21 protein-coding genes, 1 pseudogene and 1 riboswitch are annotated in these 20,493 nt (G+C 70.9%); of the genes and pseudogenes, 7 read left to right on the forward strand and 15 right to left on the reverse strand.

Annotation, left to right across the window (positions count from 1 at the left end; genetic code table 11):
• Positions 1-9: 9 nt before the first annotated feature.
• Both OG456_RS42485 and OG456_RS42490 read right to left on the reverse strand, forming a co-directional pair.
• Positions 10-2,697: a SpoIIE family protein phosphatase/ATP-binding protein gene (locus OG456_RS42485; protein WP_266570423.1), complete on the reverse strand. Its 2,688-nt coding sequence runs from the start codon at positions 2,695-2,697 to the stop codon at positions 10-12.
• 207 nt (positions 2,698-2,904) lie between these two features.
• Positions 2,905-3,336, reverse strand: a complete 432-nt coding sequence (locus tag OG456_RS42490) for a PPOX class F420-dependent oxidoreductase (RefSeq protein WP_266570424.1) — start codon at positions 3,334-3,336, stop codon at positions 2,905-2,907.
• A gap of 142 nt (positions 3,337-3,478) precedes the next feature.
• Between OG456_RS42490 and OG456_RS42495 the strand changes: the two genes are divergently transcribed.
• Entirely contained in the window at positions 3,479-3,988 is a 510-nt protein-coding gene (locus tag OG456_RS42495; RefSeq protein ID WP_266570425.1) for a hypothetical protein, read from the forward strand.
• A 24-nt stretch (positions 3,989-4,012) separates the two neighbouring features.
• On the opposite strand, the gene OG456_RS42500 is transcribed toward OG456_RS42495, so the two are convergent.
• The 3 genes from OG456_RS42500 to OG456_RS42510 form a co-directional block, all read right to left on the reverse strand.
• The gene (locus OG456_RS42500) at positions 4,013-4,366 is read right to left on the reverse strand and encodes a DUF1330 domain-containing protein (RefSeq protein WP_266570426.1); all 354 of its coding nucleotides are present in this window, start codon (positions 4,364-4,366) and stop codon (positions 4,013-4,015) included.
• A gap of 142 nt (positions 4,367-4,508) precedes the next feature.
• Entirely contained in the window at positions 4,509-5,045 is a 537-nt protein-coding gene (locus OG456_RS42505; RefSeq protein WP_266570427.1) for an NUDIX hydrolase family protein, read from the reverse strand.
• A gap of 86 nt (positions 5,046-5,131) precedes the next feature.
• Positions 5,132-5,569 (reverse strand): nitroreductase/quinone reductase family protein, encoded by a 438-nt coding sequence (locus OG456_RS42510; protein WP_266570428.1) that lies wholly within the window; start codon positions 5,567-5,569, stop codon positions 5,132-5,134.
• Positions 5,570-5,715: 146 nt separating this feature from the next.
• On the opposite strand from OG456_RS42510, the gene OG456_RS42515 reads away from it, so the two are divergent.
• The gene (locus OG456_RS42515; RefSeq protein ID WP_266570429.1) at positions 5,716-6,183 is read left to right on the forward strand and encodes a nuclear transport factor 2 family protein; all 468 of its coding nucleotides are present in this window, start codon (positions 5,716-5,718) and stop codon (positions 6,181-6,183) included.
• 182 nt (positions 6,184-6,365) lie between these two features.
• Here OG456_RS42515 and OG456_RS42520 read toward each other — a convergent pair whose 3' ends face one another.
• Positions 6,366-6,953 (reverse strand): ABATE domain-containing protein, encoded by a 588-nt coding sequence (locus tag OG456_RS42520; protein ID WP_266570430.1) that lies wholly within the window; start codon positions 6,951-6,953, stop codon positions 6,366-6,368.
• A gap of 94 nt (positions 6,954-7,047) precedes the next feature.
• Between OG456_RS42520 and OG456_RS42525 the strand changes: the two genes are divergently transcribed.
• Entirely contained in the window at positions 7,048-7,935 is an 888-nt protein-coding gene (locus tag OG456_RS42525) for an alpha/beta fold hydrolase (protein WP_266570431.1), read from the forward strand.
• 223 nt (positions 7,936-8,158) lie between these two features.
• Here OG456_RS42525 and OG456_RS42530 read toward each other — a convergent pair whose 3' ends face one another.
• From OG456_RS42530 to OG456_RS42555, 6 genes are all read right to left on the reverse strand, one after another.
• A complete protein-coding gene (locus OG456_RS42530; RefSeq protein ID WP_266570433.1) occupies positions 8,159-8,662 on the reverse strand; it encodes a GNAT family N-acetyltransferase in 504 nt (167 codons plus the stop codon).
• 107 nt (positions 8,663-8,769) lie between these two features.
• Positions 8,770-10,770 (reverse strand): hypothetical protein, encoded by a 2,001-nt coding sequence (locus OG456_RS42535; protein ID WP_266570434.1) that lies wholly within the window; start codon positions 10,768-10,770, stop codon positions 8,770-8,772.
• 355 nt (positions 10,771-11,125) lie between these two features.
• Positions 11,126-11,974, reverse strand: coding sequence for an oxidoreductase (locus OG456_RS42540; RefSeq protein WP_266570435.1), 849 nt, complete (start codon positions 11,972-11,974; stop codon positions 11,126-11,128).
• A gap of 134 nt (positions 11,975-12,108) precedes the next feature.
• A complete protein-coding gene (locus tag OG456_RS42545) occupies positions 12,109-12,672 on the reverse strand; it encodes a winged helix-turn-helix domain-containing protein (RefSeq protein ID WP_266570436.1) in 564 nt (187 codons plus the stop codon).
• A gap of 255 nt (positions 12,673-12,927) precedes the next feature.
• Positions 12,928-13,254: a hypothetical protein gene (locus OG456_RS50945; protein WP_354006147.1), complete on the reverse strand. Its 327-nt coding sequence runs from the start codon at positions 13,252-13,254 to the stop codon at positions 12,928-12,930.
• 361 nt (positions 13,255-13,615) lie between these two features.
• Positions 13,616-14,692: a trans-acting enoyl reductase family protein gene (locus tag OG456_RS42555; protein ID WP_266570438.1), complete on the reverse strand. Its 1,077-nt coding sequence runs from the start codon at positions 14,690-14,692 to the stop codon at positions 13,616-13,618.
• 185 nt (positions 14,693-14,877) lie between these two features.
• Between OG456_RS42555 and OG456_RS42560 the strand changes: the two genes are divergently transcribed.
• Together OG456_RS42560 and OG456_RS42565 are read left to right on the forward strand one after the other, a co-directional pair.
• Positions 14,878-15,804: a helix-turn-helix domain-containing protein gene (locus OG456_RS42560; protein WP_266570775.1), complete on the forward strand. Its 927-nt coding sequence runs from the start codon at positions 14,878-14,880 to the stop codon at positions 15,802-15,804.
• A gap of 207 nt (positions 15,805-16,011) precedes the next feature.
• Positions 16,012-16,719: an SDR family NAD(P)-dependent oxidoreductase gene (locus OG456_RS42565; protein ID WP_266570439.1), complete on the forward strand. Its 708-nt coding sequence runs from the start codon at positions 16,012-16,014 to the stop codon at positions 16,717-16,719.
• A 99-nt stretch (positions 16,720-16,818) separates the two neighbouring features.
• Here OG456_RS42565 and OG456_RS42570 read toward each other — a convergent pair.
• Both OG456_RS42570 and OG456_RS42575 read right to left on the reverse strand, forming a co-directional pair.
• Positions 16,819-17,112: pseudogene (locus tag OG456_RS42570) on the reverse strand (NAD-dependent epimerase/dehydratase family protein); the annotation flags it as partial.
• 85 nt (positions 17,113-17,197) lie between these two features.
• Positions 17,198-17,992 carry an NAD(P)H-dependent oxidoreductase gene (locus tag OG456_RS42575; protein WP_266570440.1) on the reverse strand — a complete coding sequence of 265 codons (795 nt, stop codon included), beginning with the start codon at positions 17,990-17,992 and terminating at the stop codon, positions 17,198-17,200.
• 97 nt (positions 17,993-18,089) lie between these two features.
• Between OG456_RS42575 and OG456_RS42580 the strand changes: the two genes are divergently transcribed.
• Both OG456_RS42580 and OG456_RS42585 read left to right on the forward strand, forming a co-directional pair.
• On the forward strand, positions 18,090-18,986 hold the full coding sequence (locus OG456_RS42580; protein WP_266570441.1) for a helix-turn-helix domain-containing protein: 897 nt from the start codon (positions 18,090-18,092) through the stop codon (positions 18,984-18,986).
• A riboswitch (ZMP/ZTP riboswitch) is annotated at positions 18,973-19,063 on the forward strand. (Overlaps the previous gene by 14 nt.)
• Positions 19,064-19,085: 22 nt before the next feature.
• The gene (locus OG456_RS42585) at positions 19,086-19,964 is read left to right on the forward strand and encodes a bifunctional 5,10-methylenetetrahydrofolate dehydrogenase/5,10-methenyltetrahydrofolate cyclohydrolase (RefSeq protein WP_266570442.1); all 879 of its coding nucleotides are present in this window, start codon (positions 19,086-19,088) and stop codon (positions 19,962-19,964) included.
• Here OG456_RS42585 and OG456_RS42590 read toward each other — a convergent pair.
• A complete protein-coding gene (locus tag OG456_RS42590) occupies positions 19,912-20,487 on the reverse strand; it encodes a hypothetical protein (RefSeq protein ID WP_266570443.1) in 576 nt (191 codons plus the stop codon). The two genes, OG456_RS42585 and OG456_RS42590, sit on opposite strands and share 53 nt — an antisense overlap.
• Positions 20,488-20,493: the final 6 nt, after the last annotated feature.

Here is a 20,493-nt window from a genome sequence, read left to right on the forward strand (position 1 = left end):
GGCGTCCCGTCAGATCTCCGGTTCGGCCCACTGATCCAAGAAGTCGTCGCCTAGGTCCGGTGCGGGTTCCGGCTCTCCGGCGTGCGGGGACAGCTCGGCCCAGATCACCTTGCCGCGCGGCGAATAGCGCGTTCCCCAGCGTTCGGCGTAGTGGGCGACGAGGAACAGTCCTCGTCCGCCCTCGTCGGTGGTGGCGGCCCGGCGCAGATGGGGTGCGGTGCTGCTGCCGTCGGAGATCTCGCAGATGAGGTTGCGGTCGTACAGCAGGCGGACCTTGACGGGCCGGGTGCCGTAGCGGATGGCGTTGGTGATGAGCTCGCTGAGGACGAGCTCGGTGGTGAACGCGATCCCGTCCAGGCCCCACGTCTCGAGCTGGCGCAGGCACGCGGAGCGTACGGGCGCGACGGCCGCCGGGTCGCAGGGCACGTCCCATTCGGCGACTCGGCCTGGGTCGAGGAGCCGGGTGCGCGCCACGATCAGGGCGACATCGTCGTCGGGCCGTTCCGGCATCACCGCGCCGAGGACCTCCGCGCAGGTCTCCTGCGGTGTGCGGTCCGCGCCGTGGGCGAGGGCGGCGCGCAGCATCTCGATGCCCGTGTCGAAGTCGCGGTGGCGGTCCTCGATCAAACCATCCGTGTAGAGCACGAGTTGGGACCCTTCGGGCAGGAGCAGTTCGAGGGTCTCCATCGGCAGGCTGTCGCCGAGCCCGAGCGGCGGGGACACGGGTACGTCGAGGAGGGTGACGGTGCCGTCGGGGAGGACCACGGCCGGCCCCGGGTGGCCGGACGAGGCCATCGTCACGTGTCCGGTGACCGCGTCGTAGATCGCGTACAGGCAGGTCGCCCCGACGATTCCCGCGCCGTCGCCCTCGCCGTCGCGTGCGGCGTCGGCGTCGATGCGGGTGACCTGATCGTCGAGGTGGCTCAGGAGTTCGTCGGGGGTCAGGTCGAGGGACGAGAAGTTGTGGACGGCGGTGCGCAGCTGCCCCATCGTGGCCGCCGCGCGTACGCCGTGCCCGACGACGTCGCCGACGACCAGGGCGACGCGGGCGCCAGGCAGCGGGATGAGGTCGAACCAGTCGCCGCCGACCCCCGCCTCGGCGGGCAGGTACCGGTGGGCCACCTGGAGGGCGGACTGCTCGGGGAGCGCGCCGGGCAGCAGGCTGCGCTGCAGGGTGACGGCCATGGCGTGTTCGCGGGTGAAGCGGCGGGCGTTGTCGATCGCCACGGCGGCGCGTGCCGCCAGCTCCTCGGCGGTCGACAGGTCCTCCGACTCGAAGGACCCGGTGCTCTCCATGCGCCAGAAGTTCGCGAGGCCGAGCACGACGCCGCGTGCGCTCAGGGGCACGCTGATCAGTGAGCGGATGCCGTGTTCCAGAATCCGCCGGGCCCGCTCGGGGCCCTGCATGCGCCAGGCGCCTGTCGCACCCAGATCCTCCTCGAGCACCGCGTGGCCGGCGCTCATGGACCTCGCCATCGGCGTCGACGGGACGAACCGGATCAGTTCGCCCACCGGGTAGAACACGTCCTTGCGCGTGATGCCCGTGACCGCCGTGCGGCGCATTTCGGCGGTGTCTCCGCTGGGCTCGCCGCCCTGCACGACGCCGTCCAGGAGTTCGACGCTGACGACGTCGGCGAAGCGGGGGACGGCGACCTGGGCCAGTTCCTCCGCGGTGCGTACGACGTCCAGGGTCGTGCCGATGCGCATGCCCGCGTCGTACAGGAGTTGCAGGCGTTCCCTGGCCGCCTGTGCCCTGCCCGCGAGGGCCCGCAGCTCGGTGGAGTCCCGCAGTGTCACCGCGTTGCCGGCGGGCCCGCCGTACAGGGCGGTCGACCGCACGTTCACCGCGAGCAGGCGGTCGCCCGCGGGGTGCACCTCGTCGGTCACGACACGTTCGGTGACGAGGAGTTCGGCCATGTGCGGGGGGAGGCCGAGTTCCGCGACGGGTCGCCCTTCCGCACCCGGGGGCAGTGCGAGGAGCCGTTTCGCCTCGTCGTTGGCGAGCAGCAGACGGCCGTCCCCGCTGGTGATGAGCACGCCTTCCTTCACGGCGTGCAGGACCGCGTCATGGTGCTCGTACATGCGCGAGAGCTCGGCGGGGTCCAGGCCGTGGGTCTGGCGCCGCACCCTCTTGCTCACGAGGACCGAACCGGCCGTCACGATGAGTAGCGCGCCCACGGCGGAACCCACAAGCAGGGGCAGTCTGCCCGACACCCCGGCGTTCACGTTCTCCACGGTGATCCCGACGCTCACGAGGCCGACGACGGAGCCGTCGGTGTCGATGACCGGGACGGTCGTGTTCACGGCGGGGCCGACGGATGTGTTGAAGGTGCTGGTGACCGTATGGCCGGCGAGCGCGGGTGCGAACGAGCCGATCACGTGCTTGCCGATCAGGCGCGGGTCGGGGTGGGACCAGCGGATGCCCGACGGGCTGAACGTCACGACGTAGTCGACACCGGTTGCCTTGCGGGTCGCCTCCGAACTGGGCTGGAGCACGGCGCCGGGGTCGGCGGACTTCATGGCGGCCACCGTCCCCGGGGAGTGGGCGAACGCCTCGGCGGTCGCGACCGAGCGCTGACCGGCATCCTTCATGGCGGAGTCCCTGGCCTGGAGCACGAGTGCCGTGCCGGCCGCGACGACGAGCAGTACGGTCAGTGTCAGCTGCAGCAGAAACACCTGGCCTGCGACGCTGTGCACGCTGACGAGGGAGCGGAGGCTCTGTCCCCAGGAGGGCTGCGGCTCCCCGGAAACTGCGCCCCCCTGTCGGGCGGCAGGCCGCCCGAGGGACTGCGTCATATCCCCTTTGTAGCACTGTGCGTAATCAAGGGCGAAGCGCCGGCCGGGGATTCACAGAGGGCAGCAATAGGGACGAGTTCGCTCACGAGGCGTGACCCGGCAAACGCGTCAGCCTGCCTGGGACCCGTACACGCGCGTGACTGTCATCGTCATGAGCACCCTGCGGTCCGTCACCATCACCGACCGGTACTCGTCCCAGTCGGGATGCTCGCCGGACGCGGCGCGGTAGTAGTTGACGAGGGCCTCGACCTCGGGGCCGTTCGGGTCGGTTCCCGGTCCGACGAGCGTCACCGGGCCGTCGGCCGTGGCCCACGACCAGCCGTCGGCGCTGGTGACCTCCAGTGCGGCGCGCGGGTCGCGGCGCAGATTCGCCGTCTTGGCCCGCCCCTCGGTCATAGAGACGTGAAGCAGACCGGCCTCCTCGTCGTAGAAGGGCATGACGGGGGAAAGCTGAGGCAGGCCGTCCGACTTGATCGTGGCGAGAACACCGAGTCGGCTCTGGGCGAGGAGCGTACGCGGGTTGAACGAAGTGTCGGTCATATACAGAACATAGTCCCGATCCGATGCCTCTATTCCCCTTGGACACACGCACACCGCATCACAGGACCGGGCCCCCGCAGCCCGCAGCGCGCGGATGGGAGACTGGTCTGCCGTTGGGCGCTTCGAGGGGATGGACGGGATCATGCGACGCCGTCAGGTGACGACGCACATTGTGGCAATGGTCATCGCGGTGACCGCGACAGCGGCCGCGACGGGCTGTACCCAACTCATCGACGACAAGGGCCCGCTTCCGTCACGATCGGCGGAACCGCGCCTGTCGGCGGACACCGCGGTGCGCGAGCTGACATCAGCGCTCGCGGCGGCGGGCGTCACGCTCGATCGGGCGCCGCAGGATCAGATCGTGATCGAGTGCACCGAGCGGCTGACTGGCGGCAGTGAGTCGGCGAAGGCCGCTGCGGCGCTGAAGGCCGGCTTCGCCCGTGCCCGTTCCGAACACGGCTGGAAGAGCGGCCGGAACCTGGGCAGCGCGTCCCTCACCCTGCGCAAGGGCAACTGGACGGCGGCGGCCACCTTCCCGCCCACCACCGCGGCGTCCCCCACGACTCCGGTCACGATCGGCGTCAACCTCGTGTGCGACGGCGCCCGCTCGAAGTCCCGGGCAGACGCCTCTCCGACCCCGACAGCGTCCTGAGGGCCGGGCGCGTTCCGGCCTCGGCTACACGCCCGACCGCCCTGCCTCCGCACGCAGTTTCGCGGCCCGCTCGGTCGGGTCGTAGTCCGGCCCGACGCCCTCGATCAGCAGCAGATCCCCCTCGACGTGGTCGGTCCGCAGCCGCAGAATGTCCTGGTACGCGGGCGAGTTGTACCAGGCACGCGCCTCGGCGAGGCCGGGAAACTCGATCAGCACCATGCTGCCGGGCCAGCTCCCCTCGACCACTTCGGCGGGCGGGCCATGGATGACGAAGCGGCCCTCGAAGGGGTCGAGCGTGGCCTGGATGCGCTCCAAGTACTCGATGATGTCGGCGTGATGCCGGCGGCTGCGAAGATGCGCGAAGCCATAGGCGGGCACGGTCGGGCTCCCTCGTTCAGGTCCTCGCGGTGCGGAGACGAGGACCCGAACGTAGCCCGCGGGCGTTCGAGGGGTCGATTACCTCTGAGGTAGTTGCCGGCGGGGCGTCACAGCGTTCGCCGGCCACCCACCCGTTCCATGCTCAGGAAAGGGCCCCCACGTATGCGAGGGCCTGCTTCAGGAGGACGCCGTGCCCGCCCGGCATCTCGTTCTGGACCATCTGTGACGAGGCTTCCTCCGGGGTGAACCAGACCAGGTCGAGCGCGTCCTGCCGGGGCCGGCAGTCACCTGTCACCGGGACGATGTACGCGAGGGACACGGCATGCTGGCGCGGGTCGTGGAACGGCGTGACGCCGAGCGTCGGGAAGTACTCGGCGACAGTGAAAGGCTGCAGGGACGCCGGTACGCGGGGCAGGGCGACCGGGCCTAGGTCCTTCTCCAGATGACGCAGCAGCGCGTCGCGGACGCGTTCGTGGTGCAGCACCCGGCCGGAGACGAAGGAGCGGCTGACCGTCCCGTCCCGCCCGATGCGCAACAGCAGTCCGATGTGGGTGACTTCACCATTGTTGTCGACTCGCACCGGTACGGCCTCGACGTAAAGGATCGGCATGCGTGCGCGCGCCAGCTCAAGATCGTCGGAGGTGAGCCAGCCGGGCGTGGTCTCGGTCGTATCAGACATTGGGCGATCGTACTTTCACCGTCTGCCGCGTCACGCACGCCGCTCCCGGCAACACCCCGATCGGGAATGGACGGTCGTACGCGAATTCAGGCAAACGCCACCAGACGGAACACCGGGTGCCGTGCCGCCTCGGCGGCGAACTCCTCGTCGGCCGAATCAAGGGTCACGTCGAAGTGGGCCCGGGTGAGCGGCACTTCCCGCAGGTACTGCCGCAGCACGGGGACGCTCTCCTCGGGGCCGAGTTCGACCACGCGCAATTTCTGGGAACGGCCGCCGCGGCTCAGGCCGACCTCGCCGGCGACGCGCGCGTTGCGCACCCAGTTGCTCACTGCGTACGCGGCGACGAGCCAGCGCTCGCCGCCCGCCGACATCACGTCGACCGGGGTGGAGTACGGGCGGCCCGACTTCCTGCCGTTCACGGTCAGGATGTAGCGGTAGCCCTTGCCCATCCCCAGCCGGGTCATGGTCAGGAACACCCTGTTGACCGCGCGCGTCCCGGGTCCGACACGGTACGACTTCGCCATCCGCCCCTCCTCCTCTTCCGACGTGCCTTGCTCGATCTTGTCCTGCTCGAACGCGTCCTACGCGACCTCGTCCTGGTGGCGCACGCGCCGGAAGCCTACGTTCTCCTGTAGAACGGCCCCAGTTGACCATTGGAAGGCAGGCAGCCATGTCCACACGCCCACCCCTCCCGCCCTTCAACCGCGAGACCGCGATCGAGAAGGTGCGCCTCGCCGAGGACGGCTGGAACAGCCGCTCCCCGCAGAAGGTCGCCCTGGCCTACAGCGAGGACTCACGCTGGCGCAATCGCGCCGAGTTCATCACCGGCCGGGAAGCGATCGTGGAGTTCCTGTCGCGCAAGTGGAACCGCGAGCTGGACTACCGCCTCGTCAAGGAACTGTGGGCCTTCGACGGCCACCGCATCGCGGTCCGCTTCGCGTACGAATGGCATGACGACTCCGGCCACTGGTTCCGTTCGTACGGCAACGAGAACTGGGAGTTCGACGACGACGGCCTGATGCGCACGCGCCACGCGAGCATCAACGACCTGCCGATCGAGGAGTCCGAGCGCAAGTATCGCTGGCCGCTCGGCCGCCGCCCCGACGACCACCCGGGCCTCACCGATCTCGGTCTTTGAACTCGCCCGCGCGACGTGACGGCGTAGCACCCCGCCGTCACGGGGATAGGGGACGGCGGGGGCTGCCACGACGAGCGTGACTGTTCAAGTTTCACAGACTCCGGACGTGATCGGAAGCACGCCTCGCGAACGGACGGACACGTGCGGCTACGAAGGGACGGCACTCAACTCCCCACCCCTGCCTAGCTGTTCGCGGCGCTCGACTTGTGGCGCTGGTAGTAGCGGGCAACGCGCGCGCGGTTGCCGCAGCGGGCGGCCGAGCACCAGCGGCGGCGGGGGTGGGCCGGCAGGAACAGCAGCACGCAGTCCTCGGCCTCGCACCGCCTGACCTTGCCGACCCCGGGGCCGGTGAGGAGGTCGGCGGCGGATTCCGCCAGGTGGGCGGCGAGGCGGACACCCAGCGCTCCGGCCCGTCGGGGAGTCGCCGTCACGGCGGCGCCGTCCCAGGCCAGTTCGCGGACGGCAGGCGCGAGGCGCTGCGCCTCGGTCAGCGCGCGCAAGGCCGAGGGGGGCGGCTCGTTTCCGTCGGCCACCGCGCGGAGGGCGGCCTCGATGTGGGCACGGACGGCGTGGACGGCGGCGAGGTCGTCCGGGCTCGGGGCGGTACGGCTGAAGTCCCCGGAGAGTCGGTCCGCTTCGAGGTCCAGCCAGGCGGCCAGCCGTCGTGGCGTGTCGATGAGGTCGGCGGGGCGGCCGTCAGGCCCCGTGGGTCGGGTGTTGACGAGGTCCAGGGCCAAGGGTTCGCCGGTCAGCGGTTCGCCGTCACTCATGCGCCTAATGCTACATCCCGCCATTGACACATTAGAAGAGAGGTCGCTATAACTCATTCATCTAATGCGTTTTCTCGCCCCGGAGGCATGTGGCATGGAGTCCCGGACCGCACCCCGCGTCGCCCTTCCCGCCCGAACTGCCCACCAGCGCATCGACGTTGACGGCGTCGAGGTCTTCTACCGGGAATCCCTTCCGGAGCGCGCCGACGCCCCCGTGCTGCTCCTGCTGCACGGCTTTCCGTCCGCCTCGCACCAGTTCCGGCGCCTGATCGACGCCTTGGGCGTGCACTACCGCCTCATCGCGCCCGACTACCCCGGATTCGGTCACACGTCGGCGCCCGAGGGGTTCGAGTACAGCTTCGACCGGCTCGCGGCCGTCACCGAAGGCTTCGTCGAACGCCTCGGCCTGACCCGGTTCGCCCTGTACCTCTTCGACTTCGGCGCGCCCGTCGGCTTCCGTCTCGCGCTGCGTCACCCGGAGCGGATCACCGGCCTGATCGTGCAGAACGGCAACGCCTACGCCGAAGGCCTGTCGGACGCGGCGCGTGACTTCACCGCTCTCACCCCGGACACTCCCGGGGCCGGGCAGACCATCATGGGCCTGTTCACCGAAGAGGCCACCCGCTCCCAGTACGAGGGCGGCACCTCAGATCCCTCGCTGGTCGCCCCCGAGGGCTGGCTCCTTGACCAGCACTTCCTGGAACTGCCCGGCCGCAAGCAGGCCCAACTCGCCCTGGCCTACGACTACAAGAGCAACGTCGCCGCCTATCCGGACTGGCAGGAGTGGCTGCGCGAGCACCGACCGCCGACGCTGATCACCTGGGGCGTCAACGACCCCTTCTTCCCCGAGCCGGGGGCCCGCGCCTATCTCCGCGACGTCCCGGACGCGGAGCTGCACCTCTTCGAGACGGGCCACTTCGCCCTGGAGGACCACCTGCCGCAGATCGCCCCTCTGATCGCAGACTTCCTGGACCGCGCCTGACCCTCCGTGGACGGCCTAGGCCGGAGCGCGTACGGGCCCTGTCGGGATCTCCGAAGTCCAGCCTGTCCGAGGGCTGTCGGCAAGAGCCCCCTCCCCCGCCCGATGTGGTGATGGGCGGCCTCGCGGTACGTGCGAAGTGGCCCGCGAGGCCGCCCGGGTGCGCCGTCCGGTCAGGGCGCCCATCGCCGACCGTACGCACAGGACACCCGCCCGGCGCCCTGAGTTACGCCGTCCGGGACCGGCCGGCCGCGGGCTGCTGAGCCAGGTCCAGCTCCCCGACCGTCTGATCCCCGCTCGTCTCGCCGGTCAGCCGGAACCCGAGCCCTAGGTAGAACCCTTCCGGGCCGCGCGCACCGGGGTGCCAGGTGACCGTGAGACGGGTTCCGCCACGGCGCCGGATCTCGTCCGCGACGGACTCGACCGCGAAGCGGCCGTACCCCCGCCCCTGTTCACGGGCAGCGATGTTCAGGCGCCAGAGTCCGGAACGCACGTCATTGCCCGTACCGTCCCCGGCGAAGTCGATGTCGAAGAAGGCCATGAGGAAGCCGACGGCCCGGCCGCCGTCCACGATCAGCCGGGGCCAGGCCACTCCGGGATGCACGTAGGCCTCGGCGAGGGACTTCACCACAGGGGCGACCAAGTGTTGCTGGTCCGGCCGGACCTCGAGGGCTGTCGCGGTCTCGAAATTGGCCGGGGTGATCGCCTCCAGGCGAAGCTCCGTCGTCATGCCTGCACCCTCTGCGCCCCGGGAGAGCGGATCAAGTGAATTTCGGCCATGGGCCGGGTGGCCGCCCGTCACGCGGCCCCCGGTCACGCGACGTCCGGCCTGGCCGCTCACCAGGCCAGCATCAGCCAAGCGCGATGCGGCAGTTCCGTCTCGGCCGTGACGCCGTTCTCTCCGCGGAGGACGCTCGCCGGTTCCGGGGTTTTCAGCGGGTCGAGGCGGATCGACGACACCGCGTCGGGCGGTGTGGGGATGTCCACGTGAGGCACGGCGGGGTCGAAGCTGCCGTTGGCCATGGCGAGTCGTGTCACCCCGTCCTGTTGCGACAGGTGCGGGATCAGGTGCGGTCCGCCGCTGACGAGCGGCAGTGTCGGGGTCGGTCCCTCCAGGAACCGGATGACGGCGTGGATGACGCGCTGCCCGAAGTCGTCGCGGGGCAGGTCGGCGGGGTCGGTCGCGGCGAGTACGGCGACGCGCCCGCCGAGCTCATTGACGTATCCGCAGCTTCCGGCGCCCCACGCGTCCTCCCCCGGTGTGAGGATGTGCGTCCACACGACGGCTTCCGGATGCGGGCGCAGACGGGCCAGCGCGGGCTGCGTGTTGACGCTCAGCAGGGTGCCGACGATGTCGGGGTCGGGGTGGTGGGTGATCTGTTCGAAGCTGAAGGGGTCCGTCGCCTGCGCGTCCTCGCGGTCGACGACCTCGGCGACCTGGACACCGAGCAGATCACCGAATCCGCGCTGGGTCAGCACATCGGCCGCGACTCCGTCGAGCAGCAGTCCGCCCGTCAGCATCTCCCGGATCTCGTCGTCGTCGAACGTCCAGGCCAGCGCGCCGAAGACAGCCTGCACCGGAGCCTTTGAGGCGGTCACCGGGATGCCGTAGCGCAGCAGGAAGTCGGCTGCCCCGCGCGGGCCGGTGCGCAGCTCGTCCAGAGTGCCGGTCCGGGTGCGGACGTGGGCCGCGGCGTCCTGCCGGTACGGCAGCCCGACCCCGAGTGTCCGGCCCTCCTTGGAGTGGCGTCCCGCGATCCAGTCGAGGGCCGGGCGTGAGCGGCGCAGCAGCTGTGCGGTGCCGGAGAAGCGGTCGGGGCGGCCGGCCTGCATGGGGTGCACGTTGAGGAACAGCGCGTCCGCGCCGGACAGTTGGGCCGTGGTCATCTCGGACCAGGTCTGCACGTCCGACTTCGACCAGGTGGTGTGCGGCCAGTTCTCGATCTCCGGCTCGGACTCGACCCAGGCGGGCCGCAGCGCGCGCTGGGACTCCAGGAGCCACATCTGGCCGCTGAGAGTGCGCGGGGCGCTGTCGCTGTACGGGGCGAAGTGCGGGCGGTGCGTGGCCCGGCCCTGTACGGCCAGGGCCTGGAACAGCGACGGCCAGTCGCGGCCCTCGACGGAGTGGACGTCGGGCAGCGAGCTCATCAGCCCGAGCCGGGACCGCCCCGACGAACGCTCCTCGACGACCTCGCTCAGCCGCTCGGCGATCTCCGTCTGGACGGTGCGCCAGACCTGCTGGAGGAGGGCGCGCCACGGGTGCGGCGGGCCGGGTTCGGTGATCGCCCGCACGACCTCGTCGCGGGTCACGGGACGGCCGACGAGTTCGGCCAGCCGGTCCAGGACCGGGGTCTCGAAGCCGCCGCCCCAGTCCAGCGGGGCGTGGTTGTGGAAACGGAAGTCGTCCTCCAGCCACAGCACGCGGAAGCCGAGTCCGGCAAAGCGTCCGTAGTGGGCGTACAGCCATTCGCGCCATCTGGGGCAGGTGAACGATGCCTGTGCGGAAGCGGTCCTGCCGGTGGGCGAGACCATCGGCAGGAAGCCGTGGGCGTCCTTGCGGCCGCGGTCCGCGTGGCCGGTCGTCACCCAGGGATTGAGGCTGACGTCGAGTCCGGCGTCGCGCAGGATGTCGCTGACGGTGGCCGTGGTCTCGTACCAGCGGTCTTCGGCCTCACCTGCGAGATTGCCGTCGAACACCTCCTCGGCGGCGAGCAGGAGAACGACTTCGTCGATCCCGGCCTCCTGGCAGGCCCGGGCCAGGGCGGTGGCGTGCGCGACCGCCTCGGCCGGGTCCTTGCGGGGAGGAAGCTGGAATCGCAGGTGGTAGCGCGCCGGCAACGGGACTCTCCTTGTACGAGGGCGGGCGCGGCCGGTGGTTCCGCCGGCCCACCGCCCCGTCCGCCCGCAGCTCCGGGACGTGACGAGGGGAGCTGACGCGAGGAACTGACGATCTGAGGACGAAGGAAAGCTATCTGCTTGAAATTGCTCGGTCAATGGAACTTTCGAGCAACTTCAAGCAGATCACCCCAGGCGTGAAGGGCCGCGGCCGGGCTGGCGGAGTGGCGCGGGGCCCTGGGCGCGGAGATGCAGCGCGATCCGGCGGGGCTGCTCGGGCCCGGCTGGTCCACGTCGAGGTCGGAGAGCTCAGCGTCCGTGAGTGCGGGTTCCGGTGGTCGGCGGGTCTGCCCCTACGTCATGCCGGGTGGTTCGACGGCGGCAGGTCCGTGGACAAGGCCAGGGCGCGGTGCCGGTCGAGTTCGCGGGCGACGAGGTCGAGTTTGGCCTCGACCCGGGCCACGGCGTCGGGGCCGAGCACGAGGCGGAGCGGGGGTTCGGGGCTCTCGGCGAGGCCGGCGACGGCGGCCGCCGCCTTGGCAGGGTCTCCGGATTGGCGGTGGTTGACGTCCGCGAGGGCCTTGCGCGTGGCGCCTGCCGTGGGGGCGTAGTCGTCGATCATGTGGGGCTCGGTGTAGAGGCTCGACGCGTCGAGGAAGTCGGTGCGGAAGCCGCCGGGTTCGACGACCGTGACGTGGACGCCCAGGGGGGCGAGTTCGCCGTGCAGCGCCTCGGTGATGCCTTCGACGGCGAACTTCGTCGCGCCGTACAGGCCGACGCCGGGAGCGGTGGCGAAACCACCGACCGAGCCGATGTTGATCACGTGACCCGACCGCTGGGCCCGGAGCGTGGGCAGTACGGCCCGCAGCGTGCCGAGCATCCCGAAGACGTTGATGTCGAACGCGGCACGTACGGCCTCGTCCGAGACCTCTTCCACCGCCCCGAGGAGGCCGCGCCCCGCGTTGTTGACCAGGACGTCGATGCGTCCGAAGCGCGCGAGTGCGGCATCGACCGCGGCCCGTATCGTCGCCTCCACGGTGACGTCCAGGTCGACGGCGAGCAGGGCGTCGGACGCGTCCGGGAACGCGCGGCGTACGGCTTCGGCGTCGCGTGCGGTGGCGACGACGTCATGCCCTCGCGCCAGCGCCTCCCGCACGATCTCCGCGCCCAGACCGCGCGAGGCACCGGTGATGAACCAAACAGACATGTCTCCTGCTTTCGTGAGCCCGACTGACTGCGTGTGCGGTAGGGGTCGTACGTGCCAAGTGCGCTGTTCGCGGATGCGGATGCGGATGCGGATGTGGATACGGATACGGATACGGATACGGATACGGATACGGATTACGGGTGACCCGGCACCCCACGGGCGAAGGTGAAGACGGTTTCCCGCTTCTGACCGTCGTCGGGGAGTTCCCTATCGGCCCACCTGTCCATGACTTCCACGATCTCGTCCTTGAACTGGGCGAGTTCGGCATCGGTCATCCGCAGCCACACCTCGGCGACGAAGGGGCCGAGCGGCCAGCGCTGCTGTTCGGACTGGGGCTGATCGGCCCAGCGGCGCACCTGGTCGATCTGCCGTTCGAGGTTGAGGGACTCGGCGGCGTTCGCGACGGCCTCCCCCGCCGCGTCGTCGGCGAAGTCGACGGAGGACCACAGGAGTTTCGGCGTGGTCCTCCGCCACCACCGTTCGCGACGGTCGCGGGCGAGTTCGGGGGCCTCCTCGATCAGCCCCGCGGCGGCCAGCGCCTTCAGGTGGTGACTCACATTGCCGACGGCTTCTCCCGTCGCCTGCGAGAGCGCGCTGGCGGTGGAAGGGCCGTCGAGTTTCAGCAGGTCTAGCAGGCGGCGGCGCGCCGGGTGGGCCATGGCGGCCAGCACCCGGGAATCGGTGATCGGAGGGGCCATATGGACGAGACTACTTACACAAGAGTTCTTGTGCAATGGTTCTTGTAGGACTGGCTCAACCACGGTGGAACAGGTCCTGGGGGTCGACGCGTACCCAGCCCTGCCGTGTGGTGGGCGGGCGCGGGACCTCCCGCTGCAGGGCGCGCCATTGGTGCACGAGGGCGTCGTAAATGGGCGTCGGCGAGGCGGCCCGGCCCGTGCCCAGCGGGGCAGCGTGACGCGGTCGGGGCGCAGGAACGCTTTTGCGCGGGTCGTTCATGCGCTGCCCAACGACCGCGTCCGCTCCTGGCCACGCCATTGGAGGGGGATCTTTCCCAGGACACACATCCGGGCGACGACGGCCCGCCCGACGCAGCTTCCTGCCCCCCTTCGCCGCGCATCGGCTCCGGCACACGTCGAGCGTGAGCCTCGGTCCGGCGCTTCGCGGCACGCACAGCAGCATCGTCCGGTTCCCGGCGTGGTCTTGGTCGGCGAGCAGGTCGTCACGGTCGCGGTCTGGGCACAGGAGAACGAGGTTCCGTCCAGCAGGGCGAGACCTTCCTTGGCCACGAGCGGGACACGCGGGACGCCCGCGGCGGCCATCGCCTCCTTGCCGCTGACCACGCGCCTGGCGAATACAGCCGAGCAGGCGACGCTCCTGGTGCGGGCCATGCTGCCGGCCGGTCTGGACACCACGGTGATCGTCATCGGCACCCTGGCCCACGACCCCGGGCGGTGGGCCCTGCTGCGCGAAATTCCGGGGAACATCCGGTTCGCCGTGGCCCCCCCTGAGCGACCTGGCTCTCACCGGGCCCCGTCTTGGCCGAAAGCCAACCGCTAGGCGGCCCGTCAACAGCCGCCTGCTTACGGCCGAGTTGGCGCGGAAGGCGGACCGGATCCGCTGCCCGCTGACCGGTCACGCCACTCCCCCTCCTCATACACCGCTCCGTGCGAGACGCCAGGCTCAGCTCGCCCCGGTAGGCAGCTCGAGGCGCGTCAGGTGGTCGGGGGTGAGTGCGCGCAGGAAGCTCTCGGCGTCGAACGCCTCGCCGACGGCGACCACGCCCGTCACCGCCCGGTCAACTCGGAGGAGCCGCGCGAGGGCCTCGACGACGAGCGGCGCCGTGACGGCGTAGATGTCACGGCCTCCCGCCACCGCGCGGCGCGTCTCGTGACCGCGGGTCACGAGGGCCTCCACGAGGAAGGACTGCGCGGAACGGCCGTCCGCGTCGACGGGTACGGGCTCGGGGGTGTCCTCCGCGCGGATGTCACGCAGCGGCGCGAGGTTCATCACCGCGCGCACCTCGGGGGTGCGTACATGGCGCGGGAGCGTGACCTGGTCGGCCGTCGCGAACACGACCGTGTCCTGCTTGCCGAGCGGCTCCGGGAAGTTCCACGGAGAGACCTCCTGCGCATAGGAGAAGGGGCTCAACTTTCCTGCGGTGTAGGTGAGATGGCGCCCGGCGTTGCTCTCGCCGGTGCGGCGGGTGCCCTGCGTCGGGTGCCAGCTGTCGAGGCCGTACGCGAGCGTGATCTCGTCCGCGTCCGGCCAGTCGCCGAGGGCCGCGGTGGCGAGGAGGTCACCCAGCCCGCCGTAGAACGCCAGGGACGGAACGACGGCGACGCCCGCCTCCTTGGCGCGTTCGCCGTACGTGTCGAACAAGGCGGCGGTGACGGCCTGTTCGGCACCGACGTCCAGGTAGGGAATGCCCGCGCGGAGCGCCGCGTCCACGAGGGGACGGGCCGTGTCGAGGAACGGTCCCGCGCAGTTGATGACCGCCGCCGCACCTTCGAGGGCCCGGTCGAGGGAGGCCGCGTCGTCCGGGAACGCCTGACGGACGGGCGCGCCGGGAGCGAGGGCGCTCACCGCGTCGAGTTTGCCCGCGTCCCGCCCGACGAGCACCGGAGTGACGCCCCGTCTCAGGAGCTCCGTCACGACGAAGCGGCCGGTGTGTCCGTAGGCGCCGAAGACGACGACCGGCCGACCTGCGAGCGACCCGGCCGTGGTGTGCGCGGCGGGTCCCGAGAGGGTGTTGCTCATCGTTGGCTCCAGTGTCCGAGGGGCGGTGGTGTGCGGTTCGGCAGCAATGATCCTGGCGCCGAGCCCGCCCAACCAGTGGCAGGAATGACGTGGGGCGTACAGTTTCGGACATGCATCCCGTGGCACGTCCCGTTGCACATTCCGCTGCGCAGTCCGTCGGGCATTCCGTGGCGCATTCCGTGGCGATGGCACTCCCCGAGGGCACGATGCTCTTCGAGGCCGCGGGGGCGTTCGAAGTCTTCGGCTCCGACCACTCCGACCTGGCCGCGCCCTGGTACTCGTTCACCACCTGCGGACCCGCCGGGTCCCGCGTCGGCGACTGGCTGCGGGCGGACACCACCCACGGACTCGAGGCCGTCGCCGATGCCCGGACGGTGATCGTCCCGGCGTGGCGCGACGTCGAGCAGGAGCCTCCGCAGGAGCTGCTCGACGCCCTCCGCACCGCTCACGCGGCCGGCGCCCGGATCGCCTCGCTGTGCACCGGCGCCTTCGTCCTGGCCGCCGCCGGACTCCTCGACGGACGCCGCGCCACCACTCACTGGGCGCACACGGCGAGACTCGCGGAACGGTATCCGCGCGTCAGGGTCGACGCCGACGTGCTGTTCACCGACGAGGGCAGCGTCCTCACGTCCGCGGGGAAGGCCGCCGGAATGGACCTGTGCCTGCACATCGTCCGCACGGACCACGGGGCGACGGTGGCCAACGCCCTCGCGCGACACCTCGTGACCCCGCCCCATCGGGACGGCGGCCAGGCGCAGTTCATCCCGGCGCCGGTGACGCACGGGCGCGACCATCCGCTCGCCGATCTGCTCCCCTGGGTGCTGGCGCGGATCGACCAGCCGCTCACCGTCGAGGACATGGCCCGGCAGGCGGGCATGAGCAGCCGCAACCTGGTGCGGCACTTCCATGCCGTCACCGGGACGGCGCCCTTGAGGTGGCTGCTGAGTCAGCGCGTCCGGGAGGCGCAGGAGCTGCTGGAGTCGAGCGACGAGACCGTCGAGCGGATCGCGGCACGGACCGGCATGGGGACCTCCGCCACGCTACGGCGGCACTTCACCCGCGTCACCGGCCTGCCGCCCGAGTCCTACCGCAGGACGTTCGGCGGCCGGTGACACGCGCCGCTCCCTGCACGATGCGCACCCCACAACATCACCGAACCCTCACCCTAAAGCTGAGGTCGAGGTGACACTCGACGGGACGAGTCTCGGTACGACGCCTGGGAGCCCACCTGGGGCCGCGCCCGGCACCCGCCTGGTACTGCCGGTCCCAGGAAGACGGGACGCCTGGCTGACCGCGCCGCTCCGCCGCACGCTGGTGTCATGACGAAAACACTCATCACCGGAGCGAACAAGGGTCTCGGATTCGAGACCGCCCGTCGACTCGTCGCCGCAGGCCACACCGTCTACGTGGGCAGCCGCGACCCCGAGCGCGGTCGCCGCGCCGCCGAGCGGCTCGGCGCACTCTGGGTCCAGCTCGACGTCACGGACGACGCGTCCGTCGCAGCCGCCGCCAAGGCGATCGAGGCCGACGGCGGCCTCGACGTGCTGATCAACAACGCCGGCATCGAGGGCCGGACCCCCGACGGCGGCGTGATCGGCGCCGCGGACGTGACCGCCGACGAGATGCGGTCGACCTTCGAGACGAACGTCTTCGGCGTCGTGCGTGTCACCCACGCCTTCCTGCCCCTGCTGCAGAAGTCCGACGCGCCGGTCGTGGTCAACGTGAGCAGCGGCCTGGCCTCGCTGGCCCGGGTCACCGACGCGGGTACGCCGACCCATGCGTACCCCGGAATCGCCTACCCGGCGTCGAAGACGGCGGTGAACATGATCACCGTGCAGTACGCGAAGGCGTTCCCCGGCATGCGGATCAACGCGGTCGAGCCCGGTTACACCGCGACGGACCTCAACGCCCACACCGGCACCCAGACCGTCGAGGAGGGCGCCGAGATCATCGTGCGCATGGCCCAGCTGGGCCCCGACGGCCCGACCGGCACGTACGTCGCCGTGGAGGGCCCCCTCCCCTGGTGACGGCGCAGGTCGCCGGACGGAGACGCCCCCGCCTCACACCAGCCCGTCCGCCATGTCCCGCGTGACGTCACGTCCCCCGCGTACACGTCGCGCGAGGTCGGCGGCGGCGACGGCCTCGCCGACGACCTCGGCGGACCGCACGCGCGAGTCCATCATGGCCCGGAGGTTGGCGGGGGTGTAACGGCAGCTGACGCTGCGTCCGGCGAGGTTGATCACGACGTCACTGCCGTCGACGACGTCGGCCCAAGGGCCCAGGGTCTCGCCGTCCCAGCGCGTTTCCCCGTCGCGCACCGGCCGCCGTGTGAGGACCACGACTTCGTGTCCCGCCTCGGCCAGTTCACGCTTCAGGATCGTCCCTACCTGCCCGGTGCCGCCGGGTATCACGATCTCCATGGAGCCCCCTCATCGTGTCGGCACCACCTTAGCGCAGATATTTGAACGCGTTCAAATACGGAGAGGGGGCGGGGCACGATGGTCCTCAGACCTGGTCGCGGACGTGCAGCTCGAGCCCGCTCGTGCCCGGTGTCTCCACCCCGGGCAGGAGCCGCATGTCGTGGTCGTAGTCCCCGTCCGTGAGCGACCGGAAGGGGACCGGCGTGGCCGTGAAGAGTGTGTCCAGCCGTCGGGCGTACTCCGTCCGGGCCGTGACGAAGCGGTCTTCGGGGAGCTCGTTCGAGCTGTACACCGCGAACGGCTCCAACGGATTCATGCCGGTGAACCAGAACAGGCCGTGCTGGATGGGGTGCAGGACGTCCTCGAGGCTTCCGTGGATGCCTCGATCGGAGAACGCCGACTCGCGCGCGCCGACGGTCACCGACACGAGCGCCCGCCTCCCCGGAAGGGAGCTTTCGCCGTACGGCGGCGGGACCGCGGGGCCGTACGCGAAGCCGCTCGTGAAGACCCGGTCGATCCAGCCCTTGAGGATCGCGGGCGCCGAGAACCACCACATCGGGAACTGCAGGACCACCGCGTCCGACCAGCGCACCTTCTCCTGCTCCGCCGCGATGTCGGGCGACAGAGCGCCCGAAAGCGTCGCCCGCTCGGAGTCGGCCATCACATGCAGCCGGCCCGCTCCGGTGCGCTCGGGAAAGTCGTCGGCGTCCACCGTCGCCTTCCACTTCATCGCGTAGAGGTCGGACACCTTCACCTCGTGTCCTGCCGTGCGCAGGTGCTCGACCGCGAAGTCGGTCAACGCGGAATTGAGCGAACGGGGTTCCGGGTGGGCGCTGACCACGAGGATCTTCTTGGGCCGCTGAGGCGTCGTGTCGTTCATGCCACCACGGTGGTCCAGGCGCGTCGGGGCAGCCAGCACCCTGGTCAACGGCGGAACGCCCATCCTGGTACTGCGAGGGCCACGCATACTTGGGCCCATGGACGGCGTGAACCACATCGGGGAAGCAGACGCGGGCACCACCCTCACCACCGGCGGCTCGCAGCATGGCCTCGGTGACTTTCTCCGCGCCCGCCGCGCCCGCGTCACACCGGAGCACGTCGGGCTCTCCGGCGGCCGTCGCCGACGGGTACGCGGACTGCGCCGCGAGGAGCTGGCACAGCTCGCCGGGATCAGCGTGGACTACTACGTGCGCCTGGAACAGGGCCGCGCCACCCAGCCGTCCGCCGAGGTCGTCGACGCCCTCGCCGGGGCGCTCGGCCTCGACACGGCGGAGCGCGGGCATCTCGCCACCCTGGCAGGCGCCCGGCAGGGCCCCGCGCCCGATGCCCGGGTGAGCCCGATGCTGCGGCGGCTCCTCGACTCCATGACCGCCTTCCCGGCCTTCGCCACGAACCACCGCCTGGACGTGGTCGCGTGGAACGCCCTCGGCGCCGAGCTGATCGGCGGCCTGGCCGAGCCGGCCCGCCGCGACCGGAACAACGCGCGGTACCTGTTCCTCGACCCCGCTTCGCGCGTCGTCCACCCGGAGTGGGAGGACCGGGCGGCGGAGGCCGTGGGCCAGCTCCGCGTCTGGTCGGGACGCTACCCCGACGACACGGAACTGGCCGGCCTCATCGCCGAACTCACCGCACACAGCACGGAGTTCAGGGGTATCTGGGACAGCGGCGAGGTCGTGATGTGCGCGGCGGGGCGCAAGCGCCTGAGGCACCCGGTGGCCGGGCTGCTCACCCTGGACTTCGAGACACTGCACGTACCGGCCGCGCCCGGCGAGACGGGCCTGGTCGTGCACGTCTTCAGCGCCGGGGACGGCAGCGCGGAGGCCGCGGCTCTCGCACGGCTGACCGAAACCGTTACAGTGGCGGACAGGCCGTGACTGGCGCTGGGGTGGAGAACCACCGGGGAGCGGCCTGGCCAAAGGGTCGATGTATGCCGTGCGCCTGGGCGAATGGTCAATGACGCCTGGGAGGCGACCATGTCCCCGACACAGACAGCCCACCTCATGGACGGCACCGGCACGGCCCGGCGCCTCGTCGAGGAGTCCGCGGGCAGAGCGGCGGAGCTGGTGAGGCGCACGGGCTCGGCGCCCTGCCTCGCGACCGTACTGGTGGGCGAGGATCCCGCCTCCGTCACGTACGTCCGTATGAAGCAGGCCCGCTGCGCCAAGGCGGGTATCGAGTCGCGGCGCGTCCAGCTCCCCGCCGAAACGACGACCGCGGAGCTGGTCGCCACCCTCCGCGAGCTGTCGCAGGACGCCTCGGTGCACGGAATCCTGCTTCAGCACCCCGTGGGCCCGCACATCGACGAACGCGCGGCCTTCGAGGCGATCGCACCGGAGAAGGACGTCGACGGCGTCACCATGACCTCGTTCGGCGCGATGGCCTTCGGGCTGCCCGGGTTCGTCTCCTGCACACCGGGTGGAATCATGCGGCTCCTCGACGAGTACGACGTCGATGTCGCGGGGCGGCATGCCGTCGTCGTGGGCCGGAGCGCGATCCTCGGCAAGCCGGCCGGGATGCTTCTCCTCGCCCGGGACGCCACGGTGACGTACTGCCACTCCCGCACGGCCGACCTGAGCGCGTACGTGCGGGAGGCGGACATCGTGGTGGCGGCCGTGGGCCGGCCCCGGCTCATCCGCGGCGAGGACATCAAGCCCGGCGCGGTCGTCCTCGACGCGGGCTACAACGCGGGCAACGTCGGCGACGTCGACTTCGACACCGCGGCCGAGCGGGCCCGCCTGATCACTCCCGTCCCCGGCGGGGTGGGCCCCATGACCATCGCGGTCCTCCTGGCCCAGACGGTCACCGCGGCGTACCACCAGCTCGGTGCGGGCCTCGATCGCTCACTCGTCTGACAAGGCCGCGCCGATCGCGCATCCGGGATCTCTGGTCGGTGGCGGCGTCGAGAAGTCCGGCGGCCGCCACCTCCAGTGCGGCGCGCGGCAGCGTTTCGCACTCCAGCGGTGCGCACACCTCGAAGCCGAGGTGCCGTACGGCCGTCTCTCCCCACGGCAGCATCTGGAGATACTCGGGACCGTCGGGTTCCTCGCGCCCCAGGAGGAACCCGACGGTCAGCAGTGTGCCGGCGGCGATCCGCGGGGATCCGGTCTGCGGTTCACGGTCGATCAGCGTGAACTCCCACTCGTACAGGCCCGTCGGCGGCGCCGCAAGCAGCCATCGGGCGAACTCGGCGGCTCGCGGCGCGCCTTGACCCAGCGGCAGGCGCCCCAGGAAGTGCGCGTCGAACCACCAGCCGCCGTCCGCATCTGTGTCGACGGCGATCCACAGATCGTCGACGGGGCGGCCCGGGTAGTGGGATCCACGCCATGCGAGGCGAAAGAGCGGACCGGTCCCGGGACGCTCGCCTCCGTACACCATGCAGCG

This window comes from Streptomyces sp. NBC_01446 (assembly GCF_026340095.1).
In the GTDB taxonomy this organism is placed as follows: domain Bacteria; phylum Actinomycetota; class Actinomycetes; order Streptomycetales; family Streptomycetaceae; genus Streptomyces; species Streptomyces aureus.

Excerpts from the sequence above, each read along its gene's own strand:
- OG456_RS42505 (WP_266570427.1), bottom strand. The coding sequence starts at position 5,045 with ATGTCTGATACGACCGAGACCACGCCCGGCTGGCTCACCTCCGACGAT.
- OG456_RS42515 (WP_266570429.1), top strand. The coding sequence starts at position 5,716 with ATGTCCACACGCCCACCCCTCCCGCCCTTCAACCGCGAGACCGCGATC.
- OG456_RS42540 (WP_266570435.1), bottom strand. The coding sequence starts at position 11,974 with ATGTCTGTTTGGTTCATCACCGGTGCCTCGCGCGGTCTGGGCGCGGAG.
- OG456_RS50945 (WP_354006147.1), bottom strand. The coding sequence starts at position 13,254 with ATGGCCGCCGCGGGCGTCCCGCGTGTCCCGCTCGTGGCCAAGGAAGGT.
- OG456_RS42590 (WP_266570443.1), bottom strand. The coding sequence starts at position 20,487 with ATGGTGTACGGAGGCGAGCGTCCCGGGACCGGTCCGCTCTTTCGCCTC.
- OG456_RS42510 (WP_266570428.1), bottom strand. The coding sequence starts at position 5,569 with ATGGCGAAGTCGTACCGTGTCGGACCCGGGACGCGCGCGGTCAACAGG.
- OG456_RS42495 (WP_266570425.1), top strand. The coding sequence starts at position 3,479 with ATGCGACGCCGTCAGGTGACGACGCACATTGTGGCAATGGTCATCGCG.
- OG456_RS42520 (WP_266570430.1), bottom strand. The coding sequence starts at position 6,953 with ATGAGTGACGGCGAACCGCTGACCGGCGAACCCTTGGCCCTGGACCTC.
- OG456_RS42575 (WP_266570440.1), bottom strand. The coding sequence starts at position 17,992 with ATGAACGACACGACGCCTCAGCGGCCCAAGAAGATCCTCGTGGTCAGC.
- OG456_RS42565 (WP_266570439.1), top strand. The coding sequence starts at position 16,012 with ATGACGAAAACACTCATCACCGGAGCGAACAAGGGTCTCGGATTCGAG.
- OG456_RS42530 (WP_266570433.1), bottom strand. The coding sequence starts at position 8,662 with ATGACGACGGAGCTTCGCCTGGAGGCGATCACCCCGGCCAATTTCGAG.
- OG456_RS42560 (WP_266570775.1), top strand. The coding sequence starts at position 14,878 with ATGGCACTCCCCGAGGGCACGATGCTCTTCGAGGCCGCGGGGGCGTTC.
- OG456_RS42525 (WP_266570431.1), top strand. The coding sequence starts at position 7,048 with ATGGAGTCCCGGACCGCACCCCGCGTCGCCCTTCCCGCCCGAACTGCC.
- OG456_RS42555 (WP_266570438.1), bottom strand. The coding sequence starts at position 14,692 with ATGAGCAACACCCTCTCGGGACCCGCCGCGCACACCACGGCCGGGTCG.
- OG456_RS42580 (WP_266570441.1), top strand. The coding sequence starts at position 18,090 with ATGGACGGCGTGAACCACATCGGGGAAGCAGACGCGGGCACCACCCTC.
- OG456_RS42490 (WP_266570424.1), bottom strand. The coding sequence starts at position 3,336 with ATGACCGACACTTCGTTCAACCCGCGTACGCTCCTCGCCCAGAGCCGA.
- OG456_RS42545 (WP_266570436.1), bottom strand. The coding sequence starts at position 12,672 with ATGGCCCCTCCGATCACCGATTCCCGGGTGCTGGCCGCCATGGCCCAC.
- OG456_RS42585 (WP_266570442.1), top strand. The coding sequence starts at position 19,086 with ATGTCCCCGACACAGACAGCCCACCTCATGGACGGCACCGGCACGGCC.